Source organism: Neobacillus sp. S1227, assembly GCF_055385255.1.
Window position 1 is genome coordinate 4,868,597 of the sequence record NZ_AP038276.1, and the last position, 21,914, is coordinate 4,890,510.

23 protein-coding genes are annotated in these 21,914 nt (G+C 40.2%); 6 read left to right on the forward strand and 17 right to left on the reverse strand.

Annotation, left to right across the window (positions count from 1 at the left end):
- Positions 1 to 48 precede the first annotated feature (48 nt).
- Entirely contained in the window at positions 49 to 1,047 is a 999-nt protein-coding gene (locus ACZ5AE_RS24530) for a polysaccharide deacetylase family protein (protein ID WP_464567107.1), read from the reverse strand.
- Positions 1,048 to 1,361: 314 nt separating this feature from the next.
- Here ACZ5AE_RS24530 and ACZ5AE_RS24535 point away from each other — a divergent pair, with 314 nt between their 5' ends.
- Entirely contained in the window at positions 1,362 to 1,583 is a 222-nt protein-coding gene (locus tag ACZ5AE_RS24535; RefSeq protein ID WP_464567108.1) for a hypothetical protein, read from the forward strand.
- A gap of 84 nt (positions 1,584 to 1,667) precedes the next feature.
- Complete coding sequence (locus ACZ5AE_RS24540) at positions 1,668 to 2,297, forward strand: DUF2085 domain-containing protein (RefSeq protein WP_464567109.1); 630 nt, start codon at positions 1,668 to 1,670, stop codon at positions 2,295 to 2,297.
- Here the strand turns inward: ACZ5AE_RS24540 and ACZ5AE_RS24545 are convergent, their stop codons facing one another.
- The 9 genes from ACZ5AE_RS24545 to ACZ5AE_RS24585 form a co-directional block, all read right to left on the reverse strand.
- Positions 2,298 to 2,636 (reverse strand): helix-turn-helix domain-containing protein, encoded by a 339-nt coding sequence (locus ACZ5AE_RS24545; protein ID WP_464567110.1) that lies wholly within the window; start codon positions 2,634 to 2,636, stop codon positions 2,298 to 2,300.
- Positions 2,637 to 2,695: 59 nt separating this feature from the next.
- The gene (locus ACZ5AE_RS24550) at positions 2,696 to 3,625 is read right to left on the reverse strand and encodes a type II secretion system F family protein (RefSeq protein ID WP_464567111.1); all 930 of its coding nucleotides are present in this window, start codon (positions 3,623 to 3,625) and stop codon (positions 2,696 to 2,698) included.
- 5 nt (positions 3,626 to 3,630) lie between these two features.
- Positions 3,631 to 4,590 carry a type II secretion system F family protein gene (locus ACZ5AE_RS24555; RefSeq protein WP_464567112.1) on the reverse strand — a complete coding sequence of 320 codons (960 nt, stop codon included), beginning with the start codon at positions 4,588 to 4,590 and terminating at the stop codon, positions 3,631 to 3,633.
- Between the two features lie 2 nt (positions 4,591 to 4,592).
- Positions 4,593 to 5,936, reverse strand: coding sequence for a CpaF family protein (locus ACZ5AE_RS24560; RefSeq protein WP_464567113.1), 1,344 nt, complete (start codon positions 5,934 to 5,936; stop codon positions 4,593 to 4,595).
- Positions 5,937 to 5,949: 13 nt separating this feature from the next.
- Positions 5,950 to 7,131, reverse strand: a complete 1,182-nt coding sequence (locus ACZ5AE_RS24565) for an AAA family ATPase (protein WP_464567114.1) — start codon at positions 7,129 to 7,131, stop codon at positions 5,950 to 5,952.
- Entirely contained in the window at positions 7,128 to 7,751 is a 624-nt protein-coding gene (cpaB, locus tag ACZ5AE_RS24570; protein WP_464567115.1) for a Flp pilus assembly protein CpaB, read from the reverse strand. The genes ACZ5AE_RS24565 and cpaB overlap by 4 nt, the downstream gene beginning before the upstream one ends.
- Positions 7,752 to 7,797: 46 nt before the next feature.
- Positions 7,798 to 8,214, reverse strand: coding sequence for a TadE family protein (locus ACZ5AE_RS24575; protein ID WP_464567116.1), 417 nt, complete (start codon positions 8,212 to 8,214; stop codon positions 7,798 to 7,800).
- Positions 8,214 to 8,723, reverse strand: a complete 510-nt coding sequence (locus tag ACZ5AE_RS24580) for an A24 family peptidase (RefSeq protein ID WP_464567117.1) — start codon at positions 8,721 to 8,723, stop codon at positions 8,214 to 8,216. Before ACZ5AE_RS24580 ends, ACZ5AE_RS24575 begins: the two co-directional genes overlap by 1 nt.
- An 84-nt stretch (positions 8,724 to 8,807) precedes the next feature.
- Entirely contained in the window at positions 8,808 to 8,975 is a 168-nt protein-coding gene (locus ACZ5AE_RS24585) for a Flp family type IVb pilin (protein ID WP_464567118.1), read from the reverse strand.
- Positions 8,976 to 9,251: 276 nt separating this feature from the next.
- On the opposite strand from ACZ5AE_RS24585, the gene ACZ5AE_RS24590 reads away from it, so the two are divergent.
- From ACZ5AE_RS24590 to ACZ5AE_RS24600, 3 genes are all read left to right on the forward strand, one after another.
- Positions 9,252 to 9,590, forward strand: coding sequence for a DUF192 domain-containing protein (locus ACZ5AE_RS24590; RefSeq protein WP_464567119.1), 339 nt, complete (start codon positions 9,252 to 9,254; stop codon positions 9,588 to 9,590).
- Between the two features lie 112 nt (positions 9,591 to 9,702).
- Positions 9,703 to 10,554: a pilus assembly protein TadG-related protein gene (locus tag ACZ5AE_RS24595; protein ID WP_464567120.1), complete on the forward strand. Its 852-nt coding sequence runs from the start codon at positions 9,703 to 9,705 to the stop codon at positions 10,552 to 10,554.
- A gap of 352 nt (positions 10,555 to 10,906) precedes the next feature.
- Positions 10,907 to 11,602, forward strand: a complete 696-nt coding sequence (locus ACZ5AE_RS24600; RefSeq protein WP_464567121.1) for a spore coat protein — start codon at positions 10,907 to 10,909, stop codon at positions 11,600 to 11,602.
- A 60-nt stretch (positions 11,603 to 11,662) separates the two neighbouring features.
- Here the strand turns inward: ACZ5AE_RS24600 and ACZ5AE_RS24605 are convergent, their stop codons facing one another.
- The 7 genes from ACZ5AE_RS24605 to ACZ5AE_RS24635 form a co-directional block, all read right to left on the reverse strand.
- On the reverse strand, positions 11,663 to 12,844 hold the full coding sequence (locus ACZ5AE_RS24605) for a M20 family metallopeptidase (protein ID WP_464567122.1): 1,182 nt from the start codon (positions 12,842 to 12,844) through the stop codon (positions 11,663 to 11,665).
- 21 nt (positions 12,845 to 12,865) lie between these two features.
- Positions 12,866 to 13,924 (reverse strand): alpha/beta fold hydrolase, encoded by a 1,059-nt coding sequence (locus ACZ5AE_RS24610; protein ID WP_464567123.1) that lies wholly within the window; start codon positions 13,922 to 13,924, stop codon positions 12,866 to 12,868.
- 71 nt (positions 13,925 to 13,995) lie between these two features.
- Entirely contained in the window at positions 13,996 to 15,303 is a 1,308-nt protein-coding gene (locus ACZ5AE_RS24615) for an MFS transporter (protein ID WP_464567124.1), read from the reverse strand.
- A 36-nt stretch (positions 15,304 to 15,339) separates the two neighbouring features.
- Positions 15,340 to 16,926 (reverse strand): class I adenylate-forming enzyme family protein, encoded by a 1,587-nt coding sequence (locus ACZ5AE_RS24620; RefSeq protein ID WP_464567125.1) that lies wholly within the window; start codon positions 16,924 to 16,926, stop codon positions 15,340 to 15,342.
- Positions 16,927 to 16,940: 14 nt separating this feature from the next.
- Entirely contained in the window at positions 16,941 to 17,705 is a 765-nt protein-coding gene (locus tag ACZ5AE_RS24625; protein ID WP_464567126.1) for an SDR family NAD(P)-dependent oxidoreductase, read from the reverse strand.
- A 223-nt stretch (positions 17,706 to 17,928) separates the two neighbouring features.
- Positions 17,929 to 19,347 carry a sigma-54 interaction domain-containing protein gene (locus tag ACZ5AE_RS24630; protein WP_464567127.1) on the reverse strand — a complete coding sequence of 473 codons (1,419 nt, stop codon included), beginning with the start codon at positions 19,345 to 19,347 and terminating at the stop codon, positions 17,929 to 17,931.
- A gap of 241 nt (positions 19,348 to 19,588) precedes the next feature.
- The gene (locus ACZ5AE_RS24635) at positions 19,589 to 19,804 is read right to left on the reverse strand and encodes a hypothetical protein (protein ID WP_464567128.1); all 216 of its coding nucleotides are present in this window, start codon (positions 19,802 to 19,804) and stop codon (positions 19,589 to 19,591) included.
- Positions 19,805 to 20,450: 646 nt separating this feature from the next.
- Between ACZ5AE_RS24635 and ACZ5AE_RS24640 the strand changes: the two genes are divergently transcribed.
- Positions 20,451 to 21,905 carry a hypothetical protein gene (locus ACZ5AE_RS24640; RefSeq protein WP_464567129.1) on the forward strand — a complete coding sequence of 485 codons (1,455 nt, stop codon included), beginning with the start codon at positions 20,451 to 20,453 and terminating at the stop codon, positions 21,903 to 21,905.
- The last annotated feature ends 9 nt before the right edge of the window (positions 21,906 to 21,914 follow it).

A 21,914-nucleotide genomic window follows, 5' to 3' on the forward strand; every position in this document is an offset into this window, starting at 1 on the left:
TCCGAATATAAAGATGGATTAAATGTGAACCTACAATATTTATCAAATTTAAAATTGAACCGGTGGTATGGTACTGTCAATCGCCTTACTTTCAAACCCCTGCTGGGTTAAATAATCGAGCAACTGTGGTAAATGGGCGAGCGTTTCCTTTTTCTCATGAAGAAGAATTACTAGCGGTCCATTGTGGCCAGCCTTCGCATTTATTTGCGCGATGACGTTGTCGACGTAGCGTGCATCTTTATAATACCAGTCTTTGCTGTCAATATTCCAATCCCACATGAAATAGCCGTTATCTTTCACCGCTTGTTTATATTCAGGAGTCATATAAGGCGAGCTCCCATATGGTGTTCTTGCCAGAAAAGAATCTACTCCTGTAATTTCCCTTAATGTATTTCGATTCTGAGTTAGTTCCCCCAATACGGAATTGGATGAAGCATAGAATACATCTTTCCGGTGCGAGACGCTATGCAGCCCCACCGCTTCCCCGGTCTGTACCATTAATTTAGCCGCATCCTGATATTTGCGGATGTTCCCATCAATCATAAAAAAGGTTGCTTTGTAGCGGTGCTGTTCTAAGAGTGCAATAATGTCGCCTGAAATGGCGGACGGCCCATCGTCAAATGTTAAATATATAGTTTTTTTACCAGTTGGCTGTGCAGGCGGTTGTCCCCCTGTTTGTTGTGGCTGATTCGTGTTGGATCCTTTTGTAGTTTCAGAAGCGGGTGTGTTGGCCGGCGATTGGGCGGAAGCCGGATCAGATGGTGGATTTTCCTGGTCCTTCTTTCTTTCTTGTTCATTTCTCGACGCCATGGCTTGTTCCGTGCGTTTTTTTGTCAATTCATTTTCCTGCTGGTGATCAAGGGCCCCTTTTCCCTTCATCGCAGCGTTTGCCTTTTTTATAGACTCATTGTTTTCCTGATTAGCAGATTTCCCTGACGCGTTTGTCTGAAAATAGTTTACGGCAAATATTCCAACAGCCAGCAACCCAATCATGGTAAGAAGAAATACTGCCCCCCTCACCTGTCTTCTCCTCTTCAGTTTCCCCATCGTTCATCCCTCTTTGAAGGTATTTATTTTTCATCCACCATTATAGACGATTTCTTCTATTAATTGTTACAAATCTATTAAAAATATTACAATCCTTTTAAACGATTGGCAGATTAATAGCTTTTTAGACAAGTATCTACAAAAATCTTCCATTCTCATTGTAACCCAAAAACACTTCAAACGGGTGGAAATTTACTCAGAAATTTCCAAATAGTACAGGCAAATTCCATCTCCCCATTTCATACATATCAATGTGTGGAGATTTTCCCATCCTAGGAGGAATCCGCAAGTTTTCGACATATGGAGGTGATCTCGTGTCGGGTGGATTAAAGGCATTGCTTTACATTTTATCGTTTTTCATACCCATTATTGGAATTATATTAGGAATCATCTGGTTGAATGACCAAGACATGGAGAAAAAGGCTATTGGGAAAACTTGTTTAACTGTTGGAATCGTTTCCATTGTGTTAAGCTGCATCTGTTGGTTTGCCGTGTCGGCGCTATCGCTGACTCCAACGTTTATGACTGGGTATTAGAATAGGAATTAGGATAGGATGTTTTATTTAAAAAAAGAACCCAACTCCAGAAGGTTGGGTTCTTTTGACGAAGGAGTGATGTATGTGCTGCAAGAGATTCTACACTTTTTCGGCGGGGCAATTTGCCACCAAATCGAGGAACGCTCACTTCATGCATCCGGGAAGGCCCTGTCAGTATGTGCCCGGGACACGGGGATTTACATTGGAATCTTTTCATCGCTCATCTACTTACATGTAGTTAAACGAAAAACCAGCATCACCATTCCGACAATAAGAATAAGCTTTTTTCTTCTATTACTTATGCTTCCTTTAATAATTGACGGTGCAGGCTCATATGCGCACTTGTTTGAAAGTTCGAATGCACGGCGGCTGGTAACTGGAATCTGTTTTGGGCTGGTACTTCCGTATTTTCTTTATCCATTACTTTCTACAAATGTGCTTGATTCAGCAAGTCTGCCTGTCATCAATCAACGTAAGGATGTCCTTATTCCCCTGTTTCTAAGTGCTGGCCTTGGAGGGTTGGTCTATTGGGGAAGACTTTCTTACTATCTGCTTGATGGCTTCATCATTTTGATGATTGTCATATGGTTCAGCTTATGTGTCTCATTCCTATTTTCATGGCTGCGTATAAAACCGCTAAAATGGGCAGCAGCTATTCTTAGCAGTTTTGCATTTCTCTCTATTCTTTCTCTTTTGCATCAATTGCTCATTTAACTACTCTTCAGCATTTATGGCGGCAATCAACGTTTTTATCTGTTTTAATTTCTTAGGACTTAATTGATCCTCAGACAATTCGATTTCAACCCTTAACACACTCTTAGCTGATTTTTTTCTATTATTAGATAGGATACTATCTTCTTTATTTTTCACTAAGTGTTCAACATCAACCTCTAAAGCTTTTGAAATTTTTTCTAGTATTTCTATACTAGGATTCGTGTGAATATCACGCTCGATTAAGCTTAAATAGGACTTCGAAATACCTGTTAGTTGACCAAGCTTTGTAATTGAGTACCCTTTTACTTTCCGGAGCCTCTGAAGTTTTTTTCCATCCATCGTACCTCTCCCTTTTGTGAACACCATCCAATACAAAAATATCCTATACTATTGTACTCTTAACCTCCAAATCCCTTAGTAATCAATGTAATAACCAAAGGACCTAAAATCACTATAAAAAGTGAAGGAAAAATGAAAAATACCATCGGGAACAGCATTTTCACCGGGGCCTTCATTGCCTGCTCACGAGCTGCCTCCCTTCGCTGCTCACGAACCCTTATGGTTAAGTTCCCTAACACCTTAGCCATACCGATTCCAAGCTGGTCGGCTTGAATAAGCGAAGTAATTAAACTTTGAAAGGAGTGTGATGGAACTCGTCTCCTTAGCTCGTAAAATGCTTCCCTTCTTGATTTTCCTAACTTCATATCTTCCAATGTAAGTAAGAATTCATCAGCCAGCGGTCCTTTAATATTGTTTGAAACTTCTTTTAAAGCGAGATCAAGCCCCATCCCTGCTTCAAGCAGTAAGTTAACAGTATCAAAGAAATCCGGCATTGCTTTGTTAATCGCTTTGATTCTTGCTGTTTTCTTCTTTCCAAGATAAAAAATGGGCAGCCGGAACCCCAATAATGCCACGACAACCACCATGACCCAGACTAAAGTTTTATTCTCAGCAATCGGCATAAAAAGCATGAAAACTGCAATTCCCATTACAGCACTAAGCAGAATCTGGAATAGCCTGAAATCGATAGCTGACTTAAATGGATATCCCGCATCTCGCAGTAAGGAATCAATCCTTCTTCTTTCCTCTTTCGAAACCTTTTTGTTCAAAACATCGGTTCCCTTTTCCCAATATTGATTAAAGAAATGTTTAACATCTTTCTCTTGTTTTTCCGAGATTCGCTCATCACTTTTTATTGCAGCGCTGCCAAAGTACGTATATACACGCTCATCAAAGGCGATTTTGCGTTTATAGATCGTAAATAATATAGCTGCAAGCAAAGTCGTAACAAATCCGGTTATCAAAAAAATTAACAACAAATCCCCCATCTTCATTACACCTCAATTTGGATGATTTTCTTGATAAAAACCCAGCCAATGATATTTCCAGCTGCCCCAACAAATATCATCATCCAGCCTAGTGGGTGCTGCAGCATCGGTGAAAAATATTCCCAGTTTACCAATGATAAATAGGCAGCAAGTGCTAATGGGAGAAGAGTAATAATCCACGATGACATCCTGCCCTGTGCTGTTAACGTTTGCAGCTCTTCTAATACCCGAATTCTGCCCCTTATGGTTTCTTCCATTGTTTCCAGAAGTTCGGCCAAATTTCCGCCGCTCTTCCGCTGAGCCAGGATGGCCCTGACAACGACGTCCAATTCATTATTAGGCAGTCGCTCCACCATTTCTTCAAATATATCCTCCATCGGCATGCCTAAACCAGCCTGGCGAAACGCCCGGTCAAATTCCGGCCCAAGCGGATCTGGGACTTCCTTGCCGACTAGCTGCATAGCTTGCATGAAGCTAAAACCTGCCCGCATGGAGTTCGCCATCATCCCCAATACCTCAATCAACTGATAATTAATTTGTGCTAACCGCTTCTTTCTCTTTTGCTTCATGATGGATTTGGGAACGATAAATCCAATAACAATAGCAGCTATCCACAGGTACCAAGGAAGCCCTAGCAGGAGTGTCAAGATGATGAGTCCTGCCGCTGTAAGAAACCTAAGCGCCAAAAACTCTTCCGGTTTAAAGCTGCTTCCGGCCTCGTTCAATAATTTTTCTGTATCACTACTAAACTTTATATTTTTAAAAATAGCAGCAAAGGAGGTAAAAAATTTCTTCAGAATGGAAGGCTGTTTCTCTTCTTCGCTCTCTTCCGTTGTTTGTGAAGAATGCAAAAAGGTTTTCAACCGGTTATCGAGCCTTTTTTTCGCAGAAAAACTTCTCAAAAATAAATAAAATCCAATGGTAACGCCAATACAGATGAGAATCAGTTGGAGCACTGTATCCATTTCTACCAACCTCCATAAAACCATGTTGCTGGTAAAGAGTAGCCATTCATCTCAAGCTGTTCGGTAAACCTCGGGCGGATGCCGGTGCTGACAAAGTTGCCGATAATCTTGCCATCTTCGGTATAGCCTTGTTCCTTAAACACAAAAAGATCCTGAAGAACAATGGTGTCGCCTTCCAAGTTTAAAACTTCAGTAATATGAGTGATTTTTCTTGTTCCATCCTTCATTCTGGCTTGATGAACAATTAAATCAATCGCATTCGCAATTTGTTCCCGGATGGCCTTGACCGGCAGTTCATAACCCGCCATTAACACCATCGTCTCAATCCGGGATAGGATATCGCGCGGTGAGTTGCCGTGTCCCGTACTGAGTCCCCCGTCATGGCCCGTGTTCATCGCCTGAAGCATATCTAGCGCTTCAGCACCGCGAACCTCCCCGACTACTATTCGGTCCGGCCGCATCCTTAGGGCGTTTCTTACCAGATCCCTGATGGTGATTTCCCCTTTTCCTTCAATATTCGGCGGCCTTGATTCCAATCCCACAATATGCTCCTGATTTAGTTTCAACTCAGCGGCATCTTCGATGGTGACAATCCGCTCTTTATTCGGAATGAAGGAGGATAAAACATTTAATGTCGAAGTTTTCCCTGAACCGGTACCTCCGCTGATAAAGACATTAAGTCGGGATTTTACGCAGATTTCAAGAAACTCTGCCATCGTTTGATCAAGAGTTCCAAAACCGATTAAATCCTCAATCGTAAAGGGAGTTTCAGAGAATTTACGAATCGTTAAACTTGGACCTTTTAATGCTAGCGGAGGAATGATTGCGTTGACACGTGATCCATCCGGCAGGCGGGCATCCACCATCGGGGAGCTTTCATCGATACGGCGTCCTATCGGTGAGACGATTCTTTCAATGACCCGCATCACATGCTGATTATCCACAAAATGCACATGGCTCTTAAAAATTTTCCCTTCCTGCTCGTAATAAACCTCATCAAAATGATTTACCATTACCTCCGAAATTAACGGATTTTGCAAAAGTGAAGTAATGGGACCATAAGCGAGCAGCTCATTTGTTACATAATCAATGATTTCCTGCTTTTCTTCAAAAGTCAGTCTAGTGCCTTCCTGATCAAAAAAGGAATCTGCCAGCTCGACGATTTTACGTTTTTCCTTTTCCTTATTTTGCCCTGGGTATTTCTTCAATTCTTCCAGTAGATAATTATGAAGGCTGGTTTCAATTTCCCAAAATTCCTGCGTCCTTTTTGCTTCCATTAAAACGGGAACATCCTTTTTCGGGGCACTCCCTTGGACCTCATCTAAATATCTTTTAAATAATGACATTTAAATCACCGCCTCACTTTCCAAGTTGGAACCATTTTTTCTCTTTCTTTTTCCCGCTAACTTCCACTGATTTTTGAAAATTAGAGTTTTCAGCCATTTGCCAAACTGACTTACCGAGATGGCTGCGAGAATTCGATAACATGAATGGCTGCCCCGCTTTAATGGATGAAGCAGCGACATTAACCTGCTCTGGAAGTGTATGATAAACCTTGGTTTCTAAAATTTCCTCGATCCGATTAAGATCAAGCCCCTGCCCCTTCACATGACGATTCAAAACCAGTTTTACTTTTTCCTTGAGCTGAATCGTTTCCAAGGTTTCTAGATAAAGCTTCGTTAACCTTAAAACCGATAAATCGTTTCCTGTCAGCAGCAGGATTTCGTCTGCCATATTAAGGCTTCGCAAATGAATATCAGATAAATGGGCAGGCAAATCAATTAGGATAATATCAAATAGTTCCCGTGCCTCTTCAATTGCCGCTTTCATATGTAATTCTGTAATCCCTTCAAAAAATTCAGGGCGCGTTGGTGCGGCAAGTACAGAGATGTCCCCATCCACATCGGTCATGTATTGACGTAAGGAATAATGATCCTGCCCATATCCTTCCTTGACCCATTCGTAAATGGTTCGCTTAGGCTTCACATTATAGAAGATAGAGATTTCACCAAATTGGAGGTTGCCATCAATCACGGCTACCTTTTTTCCCATTCTGGCATAAGCAACCGCTAAATTTACGGTAATAACCGTTCTGCCGATGCCTCCCTTAGGACCTGTTACCGCAATGACTCTACCGATGTCTTTTCTGAGACTGGGAACACTAGGCTCCATTTTTGCCCGATGCTGCATAAATTTCTTGGCATGGGCTACTGTTTCAGCAAGATCCTCGATTCTGTAGTTTGTTCGAAGGGTATCTGATGCTCCCACTTGCATTGCCTTTTTCAAGTTTTCCATTTCCTCAGGTACCATTAAAATAATGTAAACCTGGGGGTATAGTACTGAAATCTCTTGTGATAGCTCATAGACGTCAAATTGAGATTGGACATTAATAAATAAGACCGTTATTTGACTTTCTAATGCTTGCCGAAGTTTTTCTATCTGATTAACAAAGATCAGATCGTATTCCTGTTTTTCTAAAAATGTACTGACGCCTTCTGGAAAAGTGTAAGAGTCTGAAAAATAAACCCAATTTATGTTCATTTCTTATCAGAATCCCCCTCTTTAATGACTTCACGTGTCTGCTTAATACCCGCTTTTCCTGTTTCTGAATCCTTTGTATTGCGAAGCATTAAATAGAAACTATCCTTATCCTTCGAAGCTAAACTAAGAATGACCCCTTCCTCTGGTTTCACTTCCAGAGTGACCGTTTCATAGTTTAGGGCACCTTCCTTACTATCAGCAGACTTGCCGGACGTAAGAACTTTTACATTTTCAAGTACAAGCACTGCTGACCTGTACTCTTTTCCGGTAGCATCGTCTTTACTAGATTCATAGGCAATAACATCAACCATTGAATTTGGTGCAATATAACCTGAAACGCCTTCTTCCTTTTCAGCTCTTATTGAGATTGCTCTTTTCCCTTCGCTGACATCGACCATTGGGTTAACGAAGTCCCTTGCCAGTGCCTTTTCTTTTGCTGCCTGCTTCTCTTTTTCAATTTCTTCCTTAGTCTTTTCACCTGCGGCATCCTTCAGTTTCTCGGTGATGGGAGCACTTGCCAGGGTTGAACCGTTTCCTTTTGCGAATACTGTTATATAAACAACACCTGCGACTGCTATTCCGAAGATGAATGATATTAGCCAAATTTTTCGAGTATTCATTATTATCCTCCTAAATACAAAACTCCTTAGATTTAATACCTATTTTTTACTCTACTCTCATTTTAGTGGTATTGATTAGAGGCTTTCCTTCAAATAACTCACTTAAGAAAGGTGTTAAAAGTGCTACATCATAGCTAATTTTAAGACCTACGTCATGACCGGAAGTTGTAACAGAGAAAAAAGAGCCACTAAAATCATCTGGGGGAGTTACATCACTGGCCTTTAAATGATTAAATAAATCACCAATATTTTTATTAAAGGAATTTACAGCGTACTGCCTTATTTCACCCTCGGTCCTTATAACCCCAATACTAGCTGCTCTTGCGGTTTCTCTGCCGGCATTATCCAATGTCAAATAAACATAGTAATACCTTCCAAAATCAATGATCCCAAGCAATATGAAAACAAGCACAGGAAGAGTTAGTGCAAACTCAACAAGTGATTGACCTTTATTCGATTTCATTAAAACCCACCCCATAAAACTGAGCATAGTGTACCCAATACAATTGGAACTCCATAAGGAAATGTAATACTGCTTTCACTGTCTTTTTTAATAATCGAAGATACGAGGCCACTACGGAAAAAAATTACACCGAAGAAGAATGATTTTATCGTGTTTTTAATACCCTTTTCTTTAATAATTAAGAGAATTGCTATAACACCGCCAAATAAGGCAGTGTAGATAAATGAATAAAAAACGAAACTTGTGCCCATTAACGCACCTATTGCCCCCATCAATTTCACATCTCCAGCCCCCATACCACCTAAAAAAAACGGGACAATTAGAACGCTAATTCCAACTAGAAATCCATAAATACTAAATAGAAAGCCGTCCCACCCATGTGTAATAGATGAATATATAAGGCCAAAAAAAATGGTTGGAAATGTAACAACGTTTAAAATCCTTCTACTCTTTATATCAGTAATTAGTGAAATTATTAATGTAGTACTGAGAATAAAATATACTATCATTGTATAAATCAACCTCAACCTTATTAGAATATACGCCCTACTAATTCTAGTAGGGCGCTTGATTGCAAATTATAAACAACATTATTATAAAGTAGGTTTTTTAAGAAGATCTGTAAATAGGGTTGTAATCTCATTTTTCAATAAAACCACTGCAGCTCCTACTACTAACACAATTCCAGCTAGCAAAATACCGTATTCCGATAATCCTTGTCCTTCTTCTTCCAAAACTAGTTTCTTCATTTTCTTTAACATCTTTTTTCCTCCTAAAATGTTTTTTTGGGGTTCGGGACTTTGTTCATTTTATTGAACGGCTAAAATTACACTTCCGCAATAATACGCAATTATGTTCTTTATAATGAACAACCCATGAGTTAATATTAATCCAAAATCTAAAAAAAGTAAATACCATTTTAATTTTTTGTTCTAAATAAACAACGACACTTTTCAACAAAATTCATTATTGAGAACATTTTGAAATTGTAGTAGTATTCACTATATAGAACAAACGATATTGGGAGGACAAGTTAAATGCAGCGAAAATTAAAGGAAATACCCTATTCTATTAACGTTGCAGATTCTTTTTTCAAAAGATTAAAGGGACTAATGTTTAGGAAAGATCCCATCACGAACGAAGGCTTATGGATTATGCCTTGCAATGCCGTTCACATGTTTTTTATGAGATTTCCTTTAGATATCGTTCTTTTAAATAAAGAAAATGAGGTAGTTAAGCTTTACCCTAGTCTTAGGCCCTGGAGAATTACGATGCCTGCAGGTGCTGCACACTCTACTTTAGAACTTCCAGAGGGGGCTATTGAAGAGTTAAAAATTAGTATAGGTGATGTAATTCATTGTTCCTCACTAGAATAATTTATTAACGATTAGTTAGTTTCTTCAACCTATATTAATAGATTTAATTAGTTAAGGAAGATAGTTAATTTTTAGTAAATAAAGAGGAGGAATGGTTTAATTGCAAAATAGAATGCTTAATGAAGAAAAGGGCCAAGCACTGGTTTTCGTCGCGTTATTTTTTATCATACTTGTTGCATTTGCTGGACTAGCCATAGATGGAGGGAAAATATACTACGCAAAATCTCAACTACAAAAAGCTGCAGATGCTGCTGCATTAGCCGGAGCACAGGATCTGCCGATTGCAAGTACCGCTATAAACACAGCAGAGAGCTATGCAACTGCAAATGGAGTCAAAAATTCAGAGATTATTACTCCAATATCTCCTTATAAAGGTGACCCAACTAAGATTGAGGTTAAATTAACAAGGAATGTTTCGTTTACTTTTGCCCGAGTTTTGGGATTTACGGACACAGATATTACGGCGCGTGCTGTAGCTCAAAATAGTCAATGGAGTGGGGAGGCACTACCTTTTATAAATTTGGATAACAAATACGGCGCTGAAGGGACAATACTTGAAGCCTGGAATAAAGTTGATCCTGGTGATAAGGAAAGAATTCATAATAATGATTTGCTGATTTCAGATGATAACACTAGTATTAAAGTTAAGTATGCCGATGGTTCTCTCATGTTTAAAAAAGGTAAAGATAACAGTATAAATGCCGCATTGGATAACATTTTAAAAGTGGGGAGAACTGTTTACTTGTTTAGTTTATCCAACGAAGTAATTGATTCTGGAGCTTACAATAAAAAAGGTCCTAAAGAATTGAAAGAAGGCGATTTAATTCCCCTTGAAGATACTGTCCTTTTAGAATGTCAAATCATTGAAGTTGAGGGGAAAATTGTTACGTTAAAATTTATGAAAGTTTACGATATATCTGCTGGCGTTTTCCCACAAGGTGATTCTTCAAAATTAGTTGAGTAAAAATGTATTAATTGACCAAATAGCTATAAATTTTTATTCAAGTGAATCAAATTGCTTTCATCCAAGCCATATTCCTCAAAATTGATCTACTAGCTGAATACTATTTATATTAATCAAATGATGCTTCCTTAAACCTTTTAAAAATGATATAAAGTGAAGGCATGAATAATAAATAACAAGATCTATTTCAATGGGTCCTCGTTTCTATTTAAAGATTTCCCACAATTCACTGCCTGATATAAATTTATTGACTTGGAAAGATTTTAAAAATCAAAAAAGCTCATAACAATCCTCCCATTAACCAAAATAATGAGTGGCTGTGTCCAATTTTTTTGAGGAGGAGATTTGATTAATGTTACAGAATCAGCAGGGGCAAATGCACCAAAACATGCATACAGGGGCCGTGCCGCAACAACTTAACCATGGCGGCCATGAAATGTTTGATGTTCATGAAGTGTTGAATGGGTCGATTGGGACTTTAAATCAGTATTTGATGCTGCGCCCGCATGTAAAGGATCCGGAGCTGCTTGATATTTTAGACCGACAATATCAATTCATACAGGATGAATATAATATTACGCTGGAGTGCTTCCAATCTGGACAAGATCCGTCCAAGCCGACGCAGAGCTATAAAATGAAGCAGGAGAATGACTTTATATATGGGTTAACTCCGACCCCGCCGAAAAAGCCGATGCAGAACATGACTGAGATTTCCGATGAGTTTATCTCAGGCAGCATGCTAACAGCATGCAAATCCGGTGCTGCACACAAGACAATGGCAGCGTGTGAAACGACGAATCCGGTGGTTCGCCGCGTGCTGGCGGACTCTGTGCCAAACTGCATTGAAATGGCCTATGAGCTGTCCATTTATCAAAATAAAAAACATTACTACCAAGTACCACAGCTTGCCCAACAGGATATGATACAAATTGCTAATTCGTTTGCTCCTGCACAAGGAGTGCCGCAAACGCAAAATATTAATATGAACATGAACATGAATGCTAATATGAATATGGGCATGAACAACAACATGAATTTGAAGCACTAAACTAAAAAACTGTAGGCTGCCTTAATGGGTTAGACCCCAATTAGACAGCCTACAGCTTGTTTATTTCTCTCCTAAATACTCAATAGCCAAAGCCATAAAATAACGAATTGATTCGATAAACTTGTCAATTTCCACATATTCATTCGGCTGATGGGCAAGTTTAGGGTGTCCCGGCCCAAATATGAATGTCGGAATCTGCAAATGCGGCTGATATACAGAAGCATCTGTATAATAATTGACTCCTGCCGGCTGCAAGTCAAGGTTTAATTCTTTTTTGCCAGTTCGGACCGCCATTTTGACAAACTCATCCGATACTGGTGTATTGACTGAATCCATTCGATTTATCACTTTGATTTGGTACGATGCCTGTGTTTTTTCAGCAATTTCCTTTAGCATCTGCTCAATATCTTTTAAAATCAAATCATTATCCTGTCCAGGAACAGTCCGAATATCAAGCGTCACGCTACATTGGTCTGGCACCACATTTGTCTTTACGCCGCCTTCAATGGTGCCGATATTTAATGTAGGATGTCCTAAAATTGGATGGGGGACATAAGAAAACTCATACTTTAAAAGTGAATTGATGAAATCGTTCATCGCTAAAATGGCGTTAACACCCTGATCCGGCATGGAACCGTGGGCAGTTTTTCCATTCGTAGTTATCTCCAGCCACAGGCAGCCTTTATGAGCGGTATAGATTTCGTTTTCGCTTGGCTCTGAGATCACCATGGCTGTTGCCTTGTCAATCTGCCCCTTTTGGACAACCTTCTTGGCACCATAGCCGTCCACCTCTTCTCCGGCAGTTCCGACAAACTGCAGCTTACCCTTTAGTTTCACACCCGCACGAGATAAATACTCCATGGCGAGGATCATCGCGGCAACTCCAGCTTTCATGTCTGTTGTGCCTCGTCCGTACATTTTGTTGCCAACGATTTCCCCGGAAAATGGGTCATGCTCCCACTCCACTTTACCGGTTGGGACGGTATCAAAATGACCGCTGTAAACTAAATACTTCTCGTCAGTTTTTCTGTCTGGATAAGTTACAAGCAAGTTAGCCCGGTTATTGCCTAGGTCATCCAGTTCCACTTGAAGCTTGGATGACGTTAAAAACGCTTGAATTGCCTCAGCGACCCTCATTTCATTCCCGGCAGGATTTACACTGTTCACCTGGATAAGAGATTGCAAAAATTGGACCGATTCTTCTACATCTACCATCTCATAAATTGAATGCAGCTTATGCATTTGCTTCCCCACCTTGCTATTTTATTTCGCTGAACGTTCACTAAGCCAATCATCCAATATTCCGGCAAATTTACCGGACATCGCCAAGTTCACATGGCCGCCCTCGATACGTAAAAATGTTTTATCTTTACTTGAAACCAAATCCATAATCGGCTTACTTTGCTCCTCTGGTATCAGGTTGTCGCTTTTCATGCTGACGGCCAATAGATTCGCCTTAATATTTTTTAAATCTGCTTTTTTGCCGTGAATGGTAAACTCACCTTTAACCAGCTTATTTCCTTTAAACAAGTCTTCATTTAACTGCTTAAACGCTCCCCCGGTTAACGGGACGTGCCCCTTTGTCCAAGTGTTCATCCGGTGCCATTTTTCCGTAAACCTTTGATCATGCGCCCTTGATAAAAGGAGCGTATAAGGAGTATTGTAGACTGGTGAAGTGATTGACCTGAACATGGCCTCAACATAAATAGGTGGTACTAGTCCATACACTTCGATAAAGCGATCGAGATTCATGTTCCCTTCAAGCATCGCTTCCGCCCAGTTCTCCGGAACGGAGGCCGTCACACCAAAATCAATCGGAACAGCAGCAGTCACTAAATTTTTGATCGGCCCCTCGGCTATGGATGCATACATCGCTGCCAGCGTTCCGCCTAGACAATATCCGACCACCGATATTTCCTCTGCATCTGAATGCCTTATCGCCCGCTGAACCGCTTTTTGGATATAGCTAGCTACATAATCTTCAATTGAGATATTTTTATCCTCATAGCCGGCGATGCCCCAGTCTAATAAATAGACATCATACCCTCTGTTTACCAGCCCTTCGAGAACACTTGAGCCTGGGGCAAAATCAAGAATGGTTGGCTGATTGAACAGAGAATAGACAATAAAAATGGGAACTTCATATTTTTTTGTTGCAGCTGGATAGTGCCATAAAGTGGCTTTATTTTTTTTCCAAACTAATTGTCTGGACGTATGACCGAATCGAAAATCACCACTGTTGAGGGTTTTGAAAAATCTTTCCCAGCGCTTCTGCTCTTTTTCAATAAGAGAAGCCTCTTTGTTTGCTGTATTTGTTGGCACGAATTGTCCTCCTTAGTCCAAATAGCGGGAATGAAGATGCTAAATAGACTTCATTCCCAGTTTTCTAAAAATTACATTACTGATTTCTCATTTTTTACTACCGAAAGCTGATGAATCTGCTTCTCTTTCAAAATAATCGCACACACAGCCGCCAATGCTGCAGTCAGGGCAAAGAATATGAAAACGCCGCTGAAATCCTGGGATCCATTTGCGCCTACTTTTACTAAATAGCCAGCCACCAGTGGCGAAACAAACGATCCCAATTGGCCGATACCATTTGCTAAGCCGGTTGCACTTCCGACAATTTCTTTTGGATAGCGCTTTGGCAAGTAAGCATAGATGGAACCAAAGTTTAAGTTAACAAAGAAACCAGTAAGTAAAAGGAGCGTCAATAACATACCTGTATTCCCTTTTTCAACAGCACCAAGCATCCATAGAACTGGAATACAGCCAATATAGGCAATCAAAGCAACAGGCTTCATACGATGAAGAACTTTATCCATCAGCCAGCCCCCAAGCATCATCGCGAAGAACGCCACAATATATGGAGCGGATGCGAAAAATCCCATTTCTTTAATATTTAATCCATGCTGGGTAACTAGGAAAGATGTTAACCAAGTCGATGAACCCCAATAGACTGCTAACTGGCAAAATAAGCACAGGGTGTATACATAAAAATTGATATCCTTTAAAAATACTCCGTATTGCTTTCTTTTCTCTTCTTTTGTAAGAGTGCCAGAAGCTGCTCCCTCTTCAATATCTTCGTCCTTGCTCAATCTTCCCTTCGCGATCAACTCTTTCGGAGAATCCGCTACAAAACGCCATAATAAAAAGATTCCAAGTGCACCAGGGATGGCCAGAACATAGAAGACCGGACGCCAGTCACCTGCGAAAAAGTAAACTGAAATGCTGGTAACGATAACCGGAACAATCGCAGGCGCAACTGCCCAAGAGGTGGCAAAAAACGATACGGCTCTTCCTCTTTCCTTGAATGGGAACCAGTTGTTGATGGCGCGGATGGCCGGTGCAAAATGATGGCCTTCCCCTAGCCCCAAACCAATGCGGAGGGCTAAAAACTGAGCGAAGTTTTTCACCACACCGGTTACAGCTGTAACAGCAGTGAATACGGTAATGGCGATGTACATAACCTTTTTGGCACCAATTTTATCTGCAAGAAAACCGGCACTGATCTGAGCCGCAGCGTAGGCGAAGAAAAACACGGAAGCAAGCTGGCCAACCTCGACCGGCGTCAGATTTAAATCCTTCTGGATAAACGGAAGGAAGGTGAGAACGGCCATCCTATCAAAATAGTTAATAATGTAGACTAGCCAAAGAATGACAAGAACGACATAACGATATTTCCAAGCTTTTTTTGCCATGGTGGACATTGGAATCAAATCCTTTCAAATGTAGAATTAGCTTTGCAGGTTCTTTAATGCGTTCTTCAAAACTTTCCCCCCGGGATTGCGGGGTAGCTCGGAAACAAATTCTATTAGTTTCGGAACCTTGTAATTGGCCAATCGTTCTGCCACAAAATCTTTTATTTCCTGTGGGTCGATGACTTCCTGATCTTTCGTCACAATCACAGCTTTGACCACTTCTCCAAAAATGTCATCGGGAACGCCTAAGACGGCCGCTTCCAACACCTTTGGATGATTATAAAGAACATTCTCAACCTCAATGGAAAAGATTTTTTCCCCGCCGCGGTTAATCAAATCCTTTTTCCGGTCGACTATATAAACAAAGCCGTCCTCATCCATTTTAGCCAGGTCGCCGGAGCGCCAAAATCCATCGACAAATGAGGTTTGATTGGCAGTTTCATTGTCCCAATAGCCCTCTACCACCATTGGCCCCTTAATTAATAGTTCCCCAACTTCCCCCGGTGGGCATAGCTCATCGTTATCATTTACAACCTTTAACTCGCCAACTGGCACCGGCAAGCCGACTGACTGAAATTTCGCTTCGTTGTATGACTGCGGCATAAGCGTTGCAGGAGAAGATGTTTCCGTTGCTCCATATGCATTTTGCAAATTGGCGTTTGGAAAATACTTTTTCAATTTATAGATGGTTTCTGTCGACATTGGTGCGCCGCCGTATGCAATACAGCTTACATTTGTGTAGCTGTATAATGCGAAATCCGGATGGGCCATCATCATGACATAGATGGTCGGCACATTAAATAAGAATGTTACCTGCTCTTCTGCAGTAAGACGGATGAATTCCTCCGTCTTAAATCTCCTTATGATCACAGACGTACCGCCCACTCGTACCATATGAAATAGCTGTCCGATTAATCCGGTCACATGAAATAGCGGAACTGCAATCAGCGTTTTTGCCTTGTGCGTCGTCCTAAAGACAGTTTCATAATTGATGGAACTATGAATGGCTCCCAAATGGCTGCCCACCGCTCCCTTTGGCAGCCCGGTAGTTCCAGATGTATACATAATAAATAGCGGGTCATCCTCTGAAACAGGAACCTCGGAGACAGACGCAGGCTGCTCGAGAATTTCAAAAGGTAAATAGTCTTTCCGTTTAGGCGTTTTATTTCCGATTAAAAAGAAATTTTGGATTGAATCAATTGAACTGCTGTCTCTCATGCTTTCGACTGTTTCCAAAAATTCATCATCGACAAACAAAAGCTTGCTGCCCGATTGCTCCAGCATATACGAAAGCTCGTTTTCTTTTAATCGGGTATTCAATGGGACAAAAATGGCCCCCAATTTAGCGCAGGCAAATACCAGTAAACTGAATTCAATACTGTTCCCCAGTAACAGGGCAATTCGGTCACCTTTTTTTACACATAAGGAGCTTTGTAAATTGCCCGCAATTTCTAACACTTTATCGTGCGTTTCTTTGTAGGTTAAGCGTACTCCGTTCATGACCAGCGCTTCTTGTTCAGGGTACTTTCCGGCGGCTTCCTCCAACATCGCAAAAAGATTCTGCGGCCGTTTCTCAAATACTTTTAGTTCACGATTAAAATGGGTTTGTTTTACGATATTCATGTCGTTTACCTCCTTTACCGTGCCGTCCAGCCACCGTCGACGTGGAGCACTTGGCCTGTCACATATTTTGAAGTATCAGATGCCAAGAACACGACTGGACCAACGAGATCTGATATTTCCCCAAATCTTTTAATCATCGTAGAGTTGACGATTTTTTCGACCCGCTCGGGATCGGAAAGCCAATCCTGCGTCATTGGCGTCATAATATAGCCAGGTCCAATCGCATTGACAGTAATATTATTTGGTGCTAATTCCTCAGCCCAGATTTTTGTTAATTGATTAATGCCGCCTTTACTGGCTGCATAGGATGTTTGAAAAGACATTCCCACGGTTCCAAAAATGGAGGAGATGTTAATGATTTTCCCGTAGTTTTGTTTGATCATCTGCTTGGCACAGGCCTGCCCGACCAGAAAAATCCCTTTTAAATTGACCCCCAATACTCGGTCCCAATCGCTTTCCTCCACTTCAACCAACGGCTTGCGGATATTCATGCCGGCATTGTTGACCAAGATATCAAGCGAGCCAAAGCGCTCGACGATTTCCTTAACAAGCTTTTCTACCTGCTCCTTTTTCGTCACATCGGCTTGAAAATAAGCGGCATTCGTACCCTCTTCCTTTAATTGTTGTACGGCCGTTTCTCCTTCATCAGCCCCCCGGCTGGTAATGACAACCGTTGCCCCATATCGGCCCAAAGCTTGTGCCATACCTAAGCCAATTCCTTTACTTCCTCCTGTTACAAGGGCCACTTTTCCACTAAGCTCAAAAGTTGGAAAATTCATCAATTTTCATCACCTTCCGTTTAATTAATCCATTATTTAACTATGCAATTATCGTGCCAAAATTCGAATAGAAAGAAAATATTTAATATTTAGATATTATTCGACATAACTCGCTAAAGGAATTTGTCAAACAATGTTGAAATGAAAAGAAAAAAGCCGACGAATGACAGTCGACTTCTAGAAATTGTTGAAGGATTTTGATTCCTTTTTTCATCAAAAATTTTTATATACCTAACTTTTGCATCTTTTTTACTAACGCAGACTGACTGATCCCTAATTCCTTGGCAGCTCGGCGAGTAGTCCCGGATTCCTCCATCTGCTCCTTTATGACCTTTCGCTCTACATTGGCCAAAATTTCTTTCAACTTTCCTTTTTCTATTGTTGTTTTTTCTAAACCTCTGAGCAAATTTGGCGGCAAATCTTTTATCTGGATTTCGTCTTGATCGGAGGTAATCCCCAGTCTTTCCACCAAGTTTTCCAATTCTCTGATATTCCCTGGCCAATGGTATTTTTCAAAAAACTGAAGAATTTCCGGGTGAAATCGTTTGTTCAGCTTGTTTTTTTTATTCGTTTTATTTAAAAAATAGAACGCCAGCGGCACAATGTCTGCTTTCCTTTCGCGTAATGGCGGAATGCGGATAGGAACGATATTAAGCCGGTAATAAAGATCCCTTCGGAAATCATTTTTAGCCACCATTTCCTCTAGATTCATGTGGGTGGCCGAGATGACGCGGACATCAATTTTGATGCTTTTTCTGCCGCCGACACGCATGATTTCAAACTCTTGCAGCACCCTTAATAATTTTACCTGGAGATCGATCGGCATATCGCCAATCTCATCCAAAAAGATGGTCCCCCCGTTTGCTAGTTCAAACAATCCCGGTTTTCCATTGTTGTCCGCCCCAGTAAACGCTCCTTTTTCATAACCGAATAGTTCGGATTCAAGCAGGTGTTTTGGAATGGCTGCGCAATTGACTTTAATTAGCGGCTTATTGGCCCGGTCACTTTCGTTGTGGAGATAATTGACAATAACTTCTTTCCCCACCCCGGACTCCCCTAAAATAAGCACACCTGAATCAACTTTGGCCACTTTTCTTGCAAGGTGGTAAACTTTTATTATTTCCTGGCTTTGCGCCACAATCCCATCTAAATGCATCTGGATTAATTCCCGCTTTTTTAAATCTTCAATTTCACTTAAATATTTTTCCGTTAATTTTCTAGATTGATAGAGTTCGTTTTTCATTTGATTTAAATCTGATATATCCCTTACGTTTGTGACAACAAACGCAATTTCACCATCCGGATCACAAATCGGACTCCCGGTTACCAACAGTTCCTTGCCTCTTACTGTTTGAATGATTGTTACCGGTCTTTTTTCTTTTAATACTTTTATTGTGACTGACTCAGAAACAATCCCTTCTTTCACCACAGTCTCCATGCTTTTTCCAAGCAATTCCTGGCTTTTTACACCGGTTATTTTGGAGTAAGCCCGGTTTACCATTACGCCGACACCGTTTTTATCCGCAACATAGACTCCATCGTAGCTTCCATGAAAAATCGACACCAAAATAGTTTCGATATCCGATTTTTCTACTCCGTTCATCCGCATAGCTTCGGATATAAAGAAGTTCTCATTTTCCACTGACGCTCACTCCCAACGATTGTTGATGAAAATTCGAATCAACTTTTCCGTTTGATTCCTTTTGTAATCAAATATTCTCCAAATAATTGAAATTTCCTCTTTTTGAGTACAAAAAATCCGGTTTTACTCAACCGGATTGGCATAAATGAAATATCGTTTCGGCGCATTGCTGACAAAGTGGAATGGGTGGCAGTTGGACAGGACAAATTCCTCTTTGACTGCTTTTCTAATAATGGTCCGGTCAACCTTTATCGAAGGTATAAATCTTGTCGGAAGATGCCGGCAAGCTGTCCAAATTGTTTTCTAGCCCAAACTTAATAGGAGCATTTAGATTAACGGAAAGTTTGCCGCTAAAGGTTAACCTAATCATGTTGGTATCCGTGTTTATTTTAATCGCGCTATCCGCAAATACCCCGCTGTTCATCGCACTTGGCCCACTCGTACCAATTATCGGCACATTTTAGTTGCTTTAATTGCTTTTTTTAAAATCCTTGCCGGCAATTAGTGACTTGAATTCCTCTTGTATTTCACAATATCCATCCCCCAATACAATATTTCCCACAAGTATAAAATTACTCATAGGTCAATTCGAAATATGGGGTTTTTAGTAATTTCATAATAATGCAGTAACTTAATTAATCTCATTAAATTATTTGAGTACTAATCCGTATCAGTGTTTCTTTCGACAAACTTAGTCTAATGAAACTTTTTAGTGAAATAAAAAAAGACCAGTAAATCTGCTGATTTTTTTTGCAATTCCACCTTTATATAGTGGCTAAAACAGTAATAAATAAATATAAAATTGTCATGAAACTTACAAAATTATGTATTAGATAGAAATCTGAATAGTTGTAAAATAGATAAAGAGGACACTCTCTAAGTCTAGTTTTTACCCAGGAACAAGTGAGTGATTTCATAACTATTACTTGGAATTTGGTTTGGAAAAACAGGGTAAAATTAAATCTTAAAAAACCTGCGGCGTCCAACAATGGAATAAAAATGAGAACCTTTTCTGAATTGTGATTTATTTTCACCAGGTTATAGTGAAAAGAAGCGATAGGAAATAAAAATGACACTTTCGAAGCTGAAAAGAGGGGGTCATCATGTCTAAGAAAAAGACTGAACATACGACCACATATACTGGCTTGATTATTAATCCTTCTGTAAACGAGTCATTTATACTGGACGAACTAATGCGTAAATTTCAATCAGCTAAACGTTTTCTGCGTGAGCGCATCTTTGAAGGATTAGACCGAAAAGAAGCAGTGGCAAAAGCAAAACCATTGTTTCTGAATAATTCCCGCTATATGAGAGATGCCTTTCTTGAGGCGGAAGCCTCGATATCATCGCAAAAAGAATTGATGCCTATGTATGTGGATCAATATAAAACTTCCATACAAAAAATAGAAAAGCAAATAGAAAAAATCCAATATTCCCGAAAATCCAATAAAGAAGACCTGATAAGGAATAAGCAGTCTAGAATTGGAAAATTAACCAAAAAAATGAACTATTACCAATACCATATCGAAAACGGCAATGTTCCAAAAGTTGTAGATGGTACGAGGAAAAGGTTAATCCTTTTAAACAGACATAAAATCACCAGACAAGAGTGGATTGATTCACGTACCAACGCCCTTTTTTCACGAGGCGAGGCCTCAAAGGGCGGGAATGAAAATATCAAATTGCATTACCAGCAAGACCGTTCTTTCGAAATGAATGTGCTAAACCCATTATCCTCCAAAAGAAATGACCGGCTACGTTTTGAAGTTTACTTCTCCGAAAAACACATCTTGACAATTCTTACTCATCTTTCAACAGGAAAGACCTACAGTGTTCGAATCTTGCGTGAAGACGGAAAATATTATGTCCATCTAACCTTCGACCAAAAATTGCAATCTTCTTTTGATTACTCAAAGGGGTGTGCTGGCATTGATATCAATCCAGATAATTTAGCTGTAACCATCATTCATCCAAACGGAAATTTCCGAATTAGTAAAGTATTTTGGATGAATGATGTCAATAACGTCCGCTCCAACAAACGGGATTGGATAATTGGAAATACCATTGCATCTGTAGTCGAGTGGGTTATATCTAAGGGGATTGAAGTGATAGCCATTGAAGATTTATTTTTCAAAAATGATTTAAGTAAAAATACAAAATTCAATCGAATGAGCAGCAACTTTGTGTACAGAATGATTGTTACTACGTTAATTTCAAAATGCATTAAAGAAGAAATCTCACTTGCCCAGGTTTCAGCCTACTATTCCTCTTTAATCGGACGGGTAAAATATCAAAAACCATTCGGGCTATCCGTTCATCAAAGTGCAGCGCTCGTTTTAGCTCGCCGTGCCATGGGATATGAAGATAAGATTCCAAAAAAGATGATGTCAGTCCTTTTTGCTAAGGAAGCAAAAAAGGGGCATCAGCTAAGTGATTTATTTAAACATTGGAAAAAGGTCCATGACTGGTTTTCTGCCCTAAAGGAAAATGCCTATCAAAATCATGAACGATTCAAGAATTGGTTTATTGACGACTTTATTAATTATGCAGCTATGTAAGAGGACGTA

Bases quoted from the DNA above. Each gene is read 5' to 3' on its own strand.
- ACZ5AE_RS24590 (WP_464567119.1), top strand. From the start codon at position 9,252: ATGCAGCGAAAATTAAAGGAAATACCCTATTCTATTAACGTTGCAGAT.
- ACZ5AE_RS24625 (WP_464567126.1), bottom strand. From the start codon at position 17,705: ATGAATTTTCCAACTTTTGAGCTTAGTGGAAAAGTGGCCCTTGTAACA.
- ACZ5AE_RS24615 (WP_464567124.1), bottom strand. From the start codon at position 15,303: ATGGCAAAAAAAGCTTGGAAATATCGTTATGTCGTTCTTGTCATTCTT.
- ACZ5AE_RS24580 (WP_464567117.1), bottom strand. From the start codon at position 8,723: ATGATAGTATATTTTATTCTCAGTACTACATTAATAATTTCACTAATT.
- ACZ5AE_RS24565 (WP_464567114.1), bottom strand. From the start codon at position 7,131: ATGAACATAAATTGGGTTTATTTTTCAGACTCTTACACTTTTCCAGAA.
- ACZ5AE_RS24560 (WP_464567113.1), bottom strand. From the start codon at position 5,936: ATGTCATTATTTAAAAGATATTTAGATGAGGTCCAAGGGAGTGCCCCG.
- ACZ5AE_RS24640 (WP_464567129.1), top strand. From the start codon at position 20,451: ATGTCTAAGAAAAAGACTGAACATACGACCACATATACTGGCTTGATT.
- ACZ5AE_RS24545 (WP_464567110.1), bottom strand. From the start codon at position 2,636: ATGGATGGAAAAAAACTTCAGAGGCTCCGGAAAGTAAAAGGGTACTCA.
- ACZ5AE_RS24550 (WP_464567111.1), bottom strand. From the start codon at position 3,625: ATGGGGGATTTGTTGTTAATTTTTTTGATAACCGGATTTGTTACGACT.
- ACZ5AE_RS24530 (WP_464567107.1), bottom strand. From the start codon at position 1,047: ATGGGGAAACTGAAGAGGAGAAGACAGGTGAGGGGGGCAGTATTTCTT.
- ACZ5AE_RS24620 (WP_464567125.1), bottom strand. From the start codon at position 16,926: ATGAATATCGTAAAACAAACCCATTTTAATCGTGAACTAAAAGTATTT.
- ACZ5AE_RS24555 (WP_464567112.1), bottom strand. From the start codon at position 4,590: ATGGATACAGTGCTCCAACTGATTCTCATCTGTATTGGCGTTACCATT.
- cpaB (WP_464567115.1), bottom strand. From the start codon at position 7,751: ATGAATACTCGAAAAATTTGGCTAATATCATTCATCTTCGGAATAGCA.
- ACZ5AE_RS24575 (WP_464567116.1), bottom strand. From the start codon at position 8,214: ATGAAATCGAATAAAGGTCAATCACTTGTTGAGTTTGCACTAACTCTT.
- ACZ5AE_RS24600 (WP_464567121.1), top strand. From the start codon at position 10,907: ATGTTACAGAATCAGCAGGGGCAAATGCACCAAAACATGCATACAGGG.
- ACZ5AE_RS24585 (WP_464567118.1), bottom strand. From the start codon at position 8,975: ATGTTAAAGAAAATGAAGAAACTAGTTTTGGAAGAAGAAGGACAAGGA.
- ACZ5AE_RS24595 (WP_464567120.1), top strand. From the start codon at position 9,703: ATGCTTAATGAAGAAAAGGGCCAAGCACTGGTTTTCGTCGCGTTATTT.
- ACZ5AE_RS24605 (WP_464567122.1), bottom strand. From the start codon at position 12,844: ATGCATAAGCTGCATTCAATTTATGAGATGGTAGATGTAGAAGAATCG.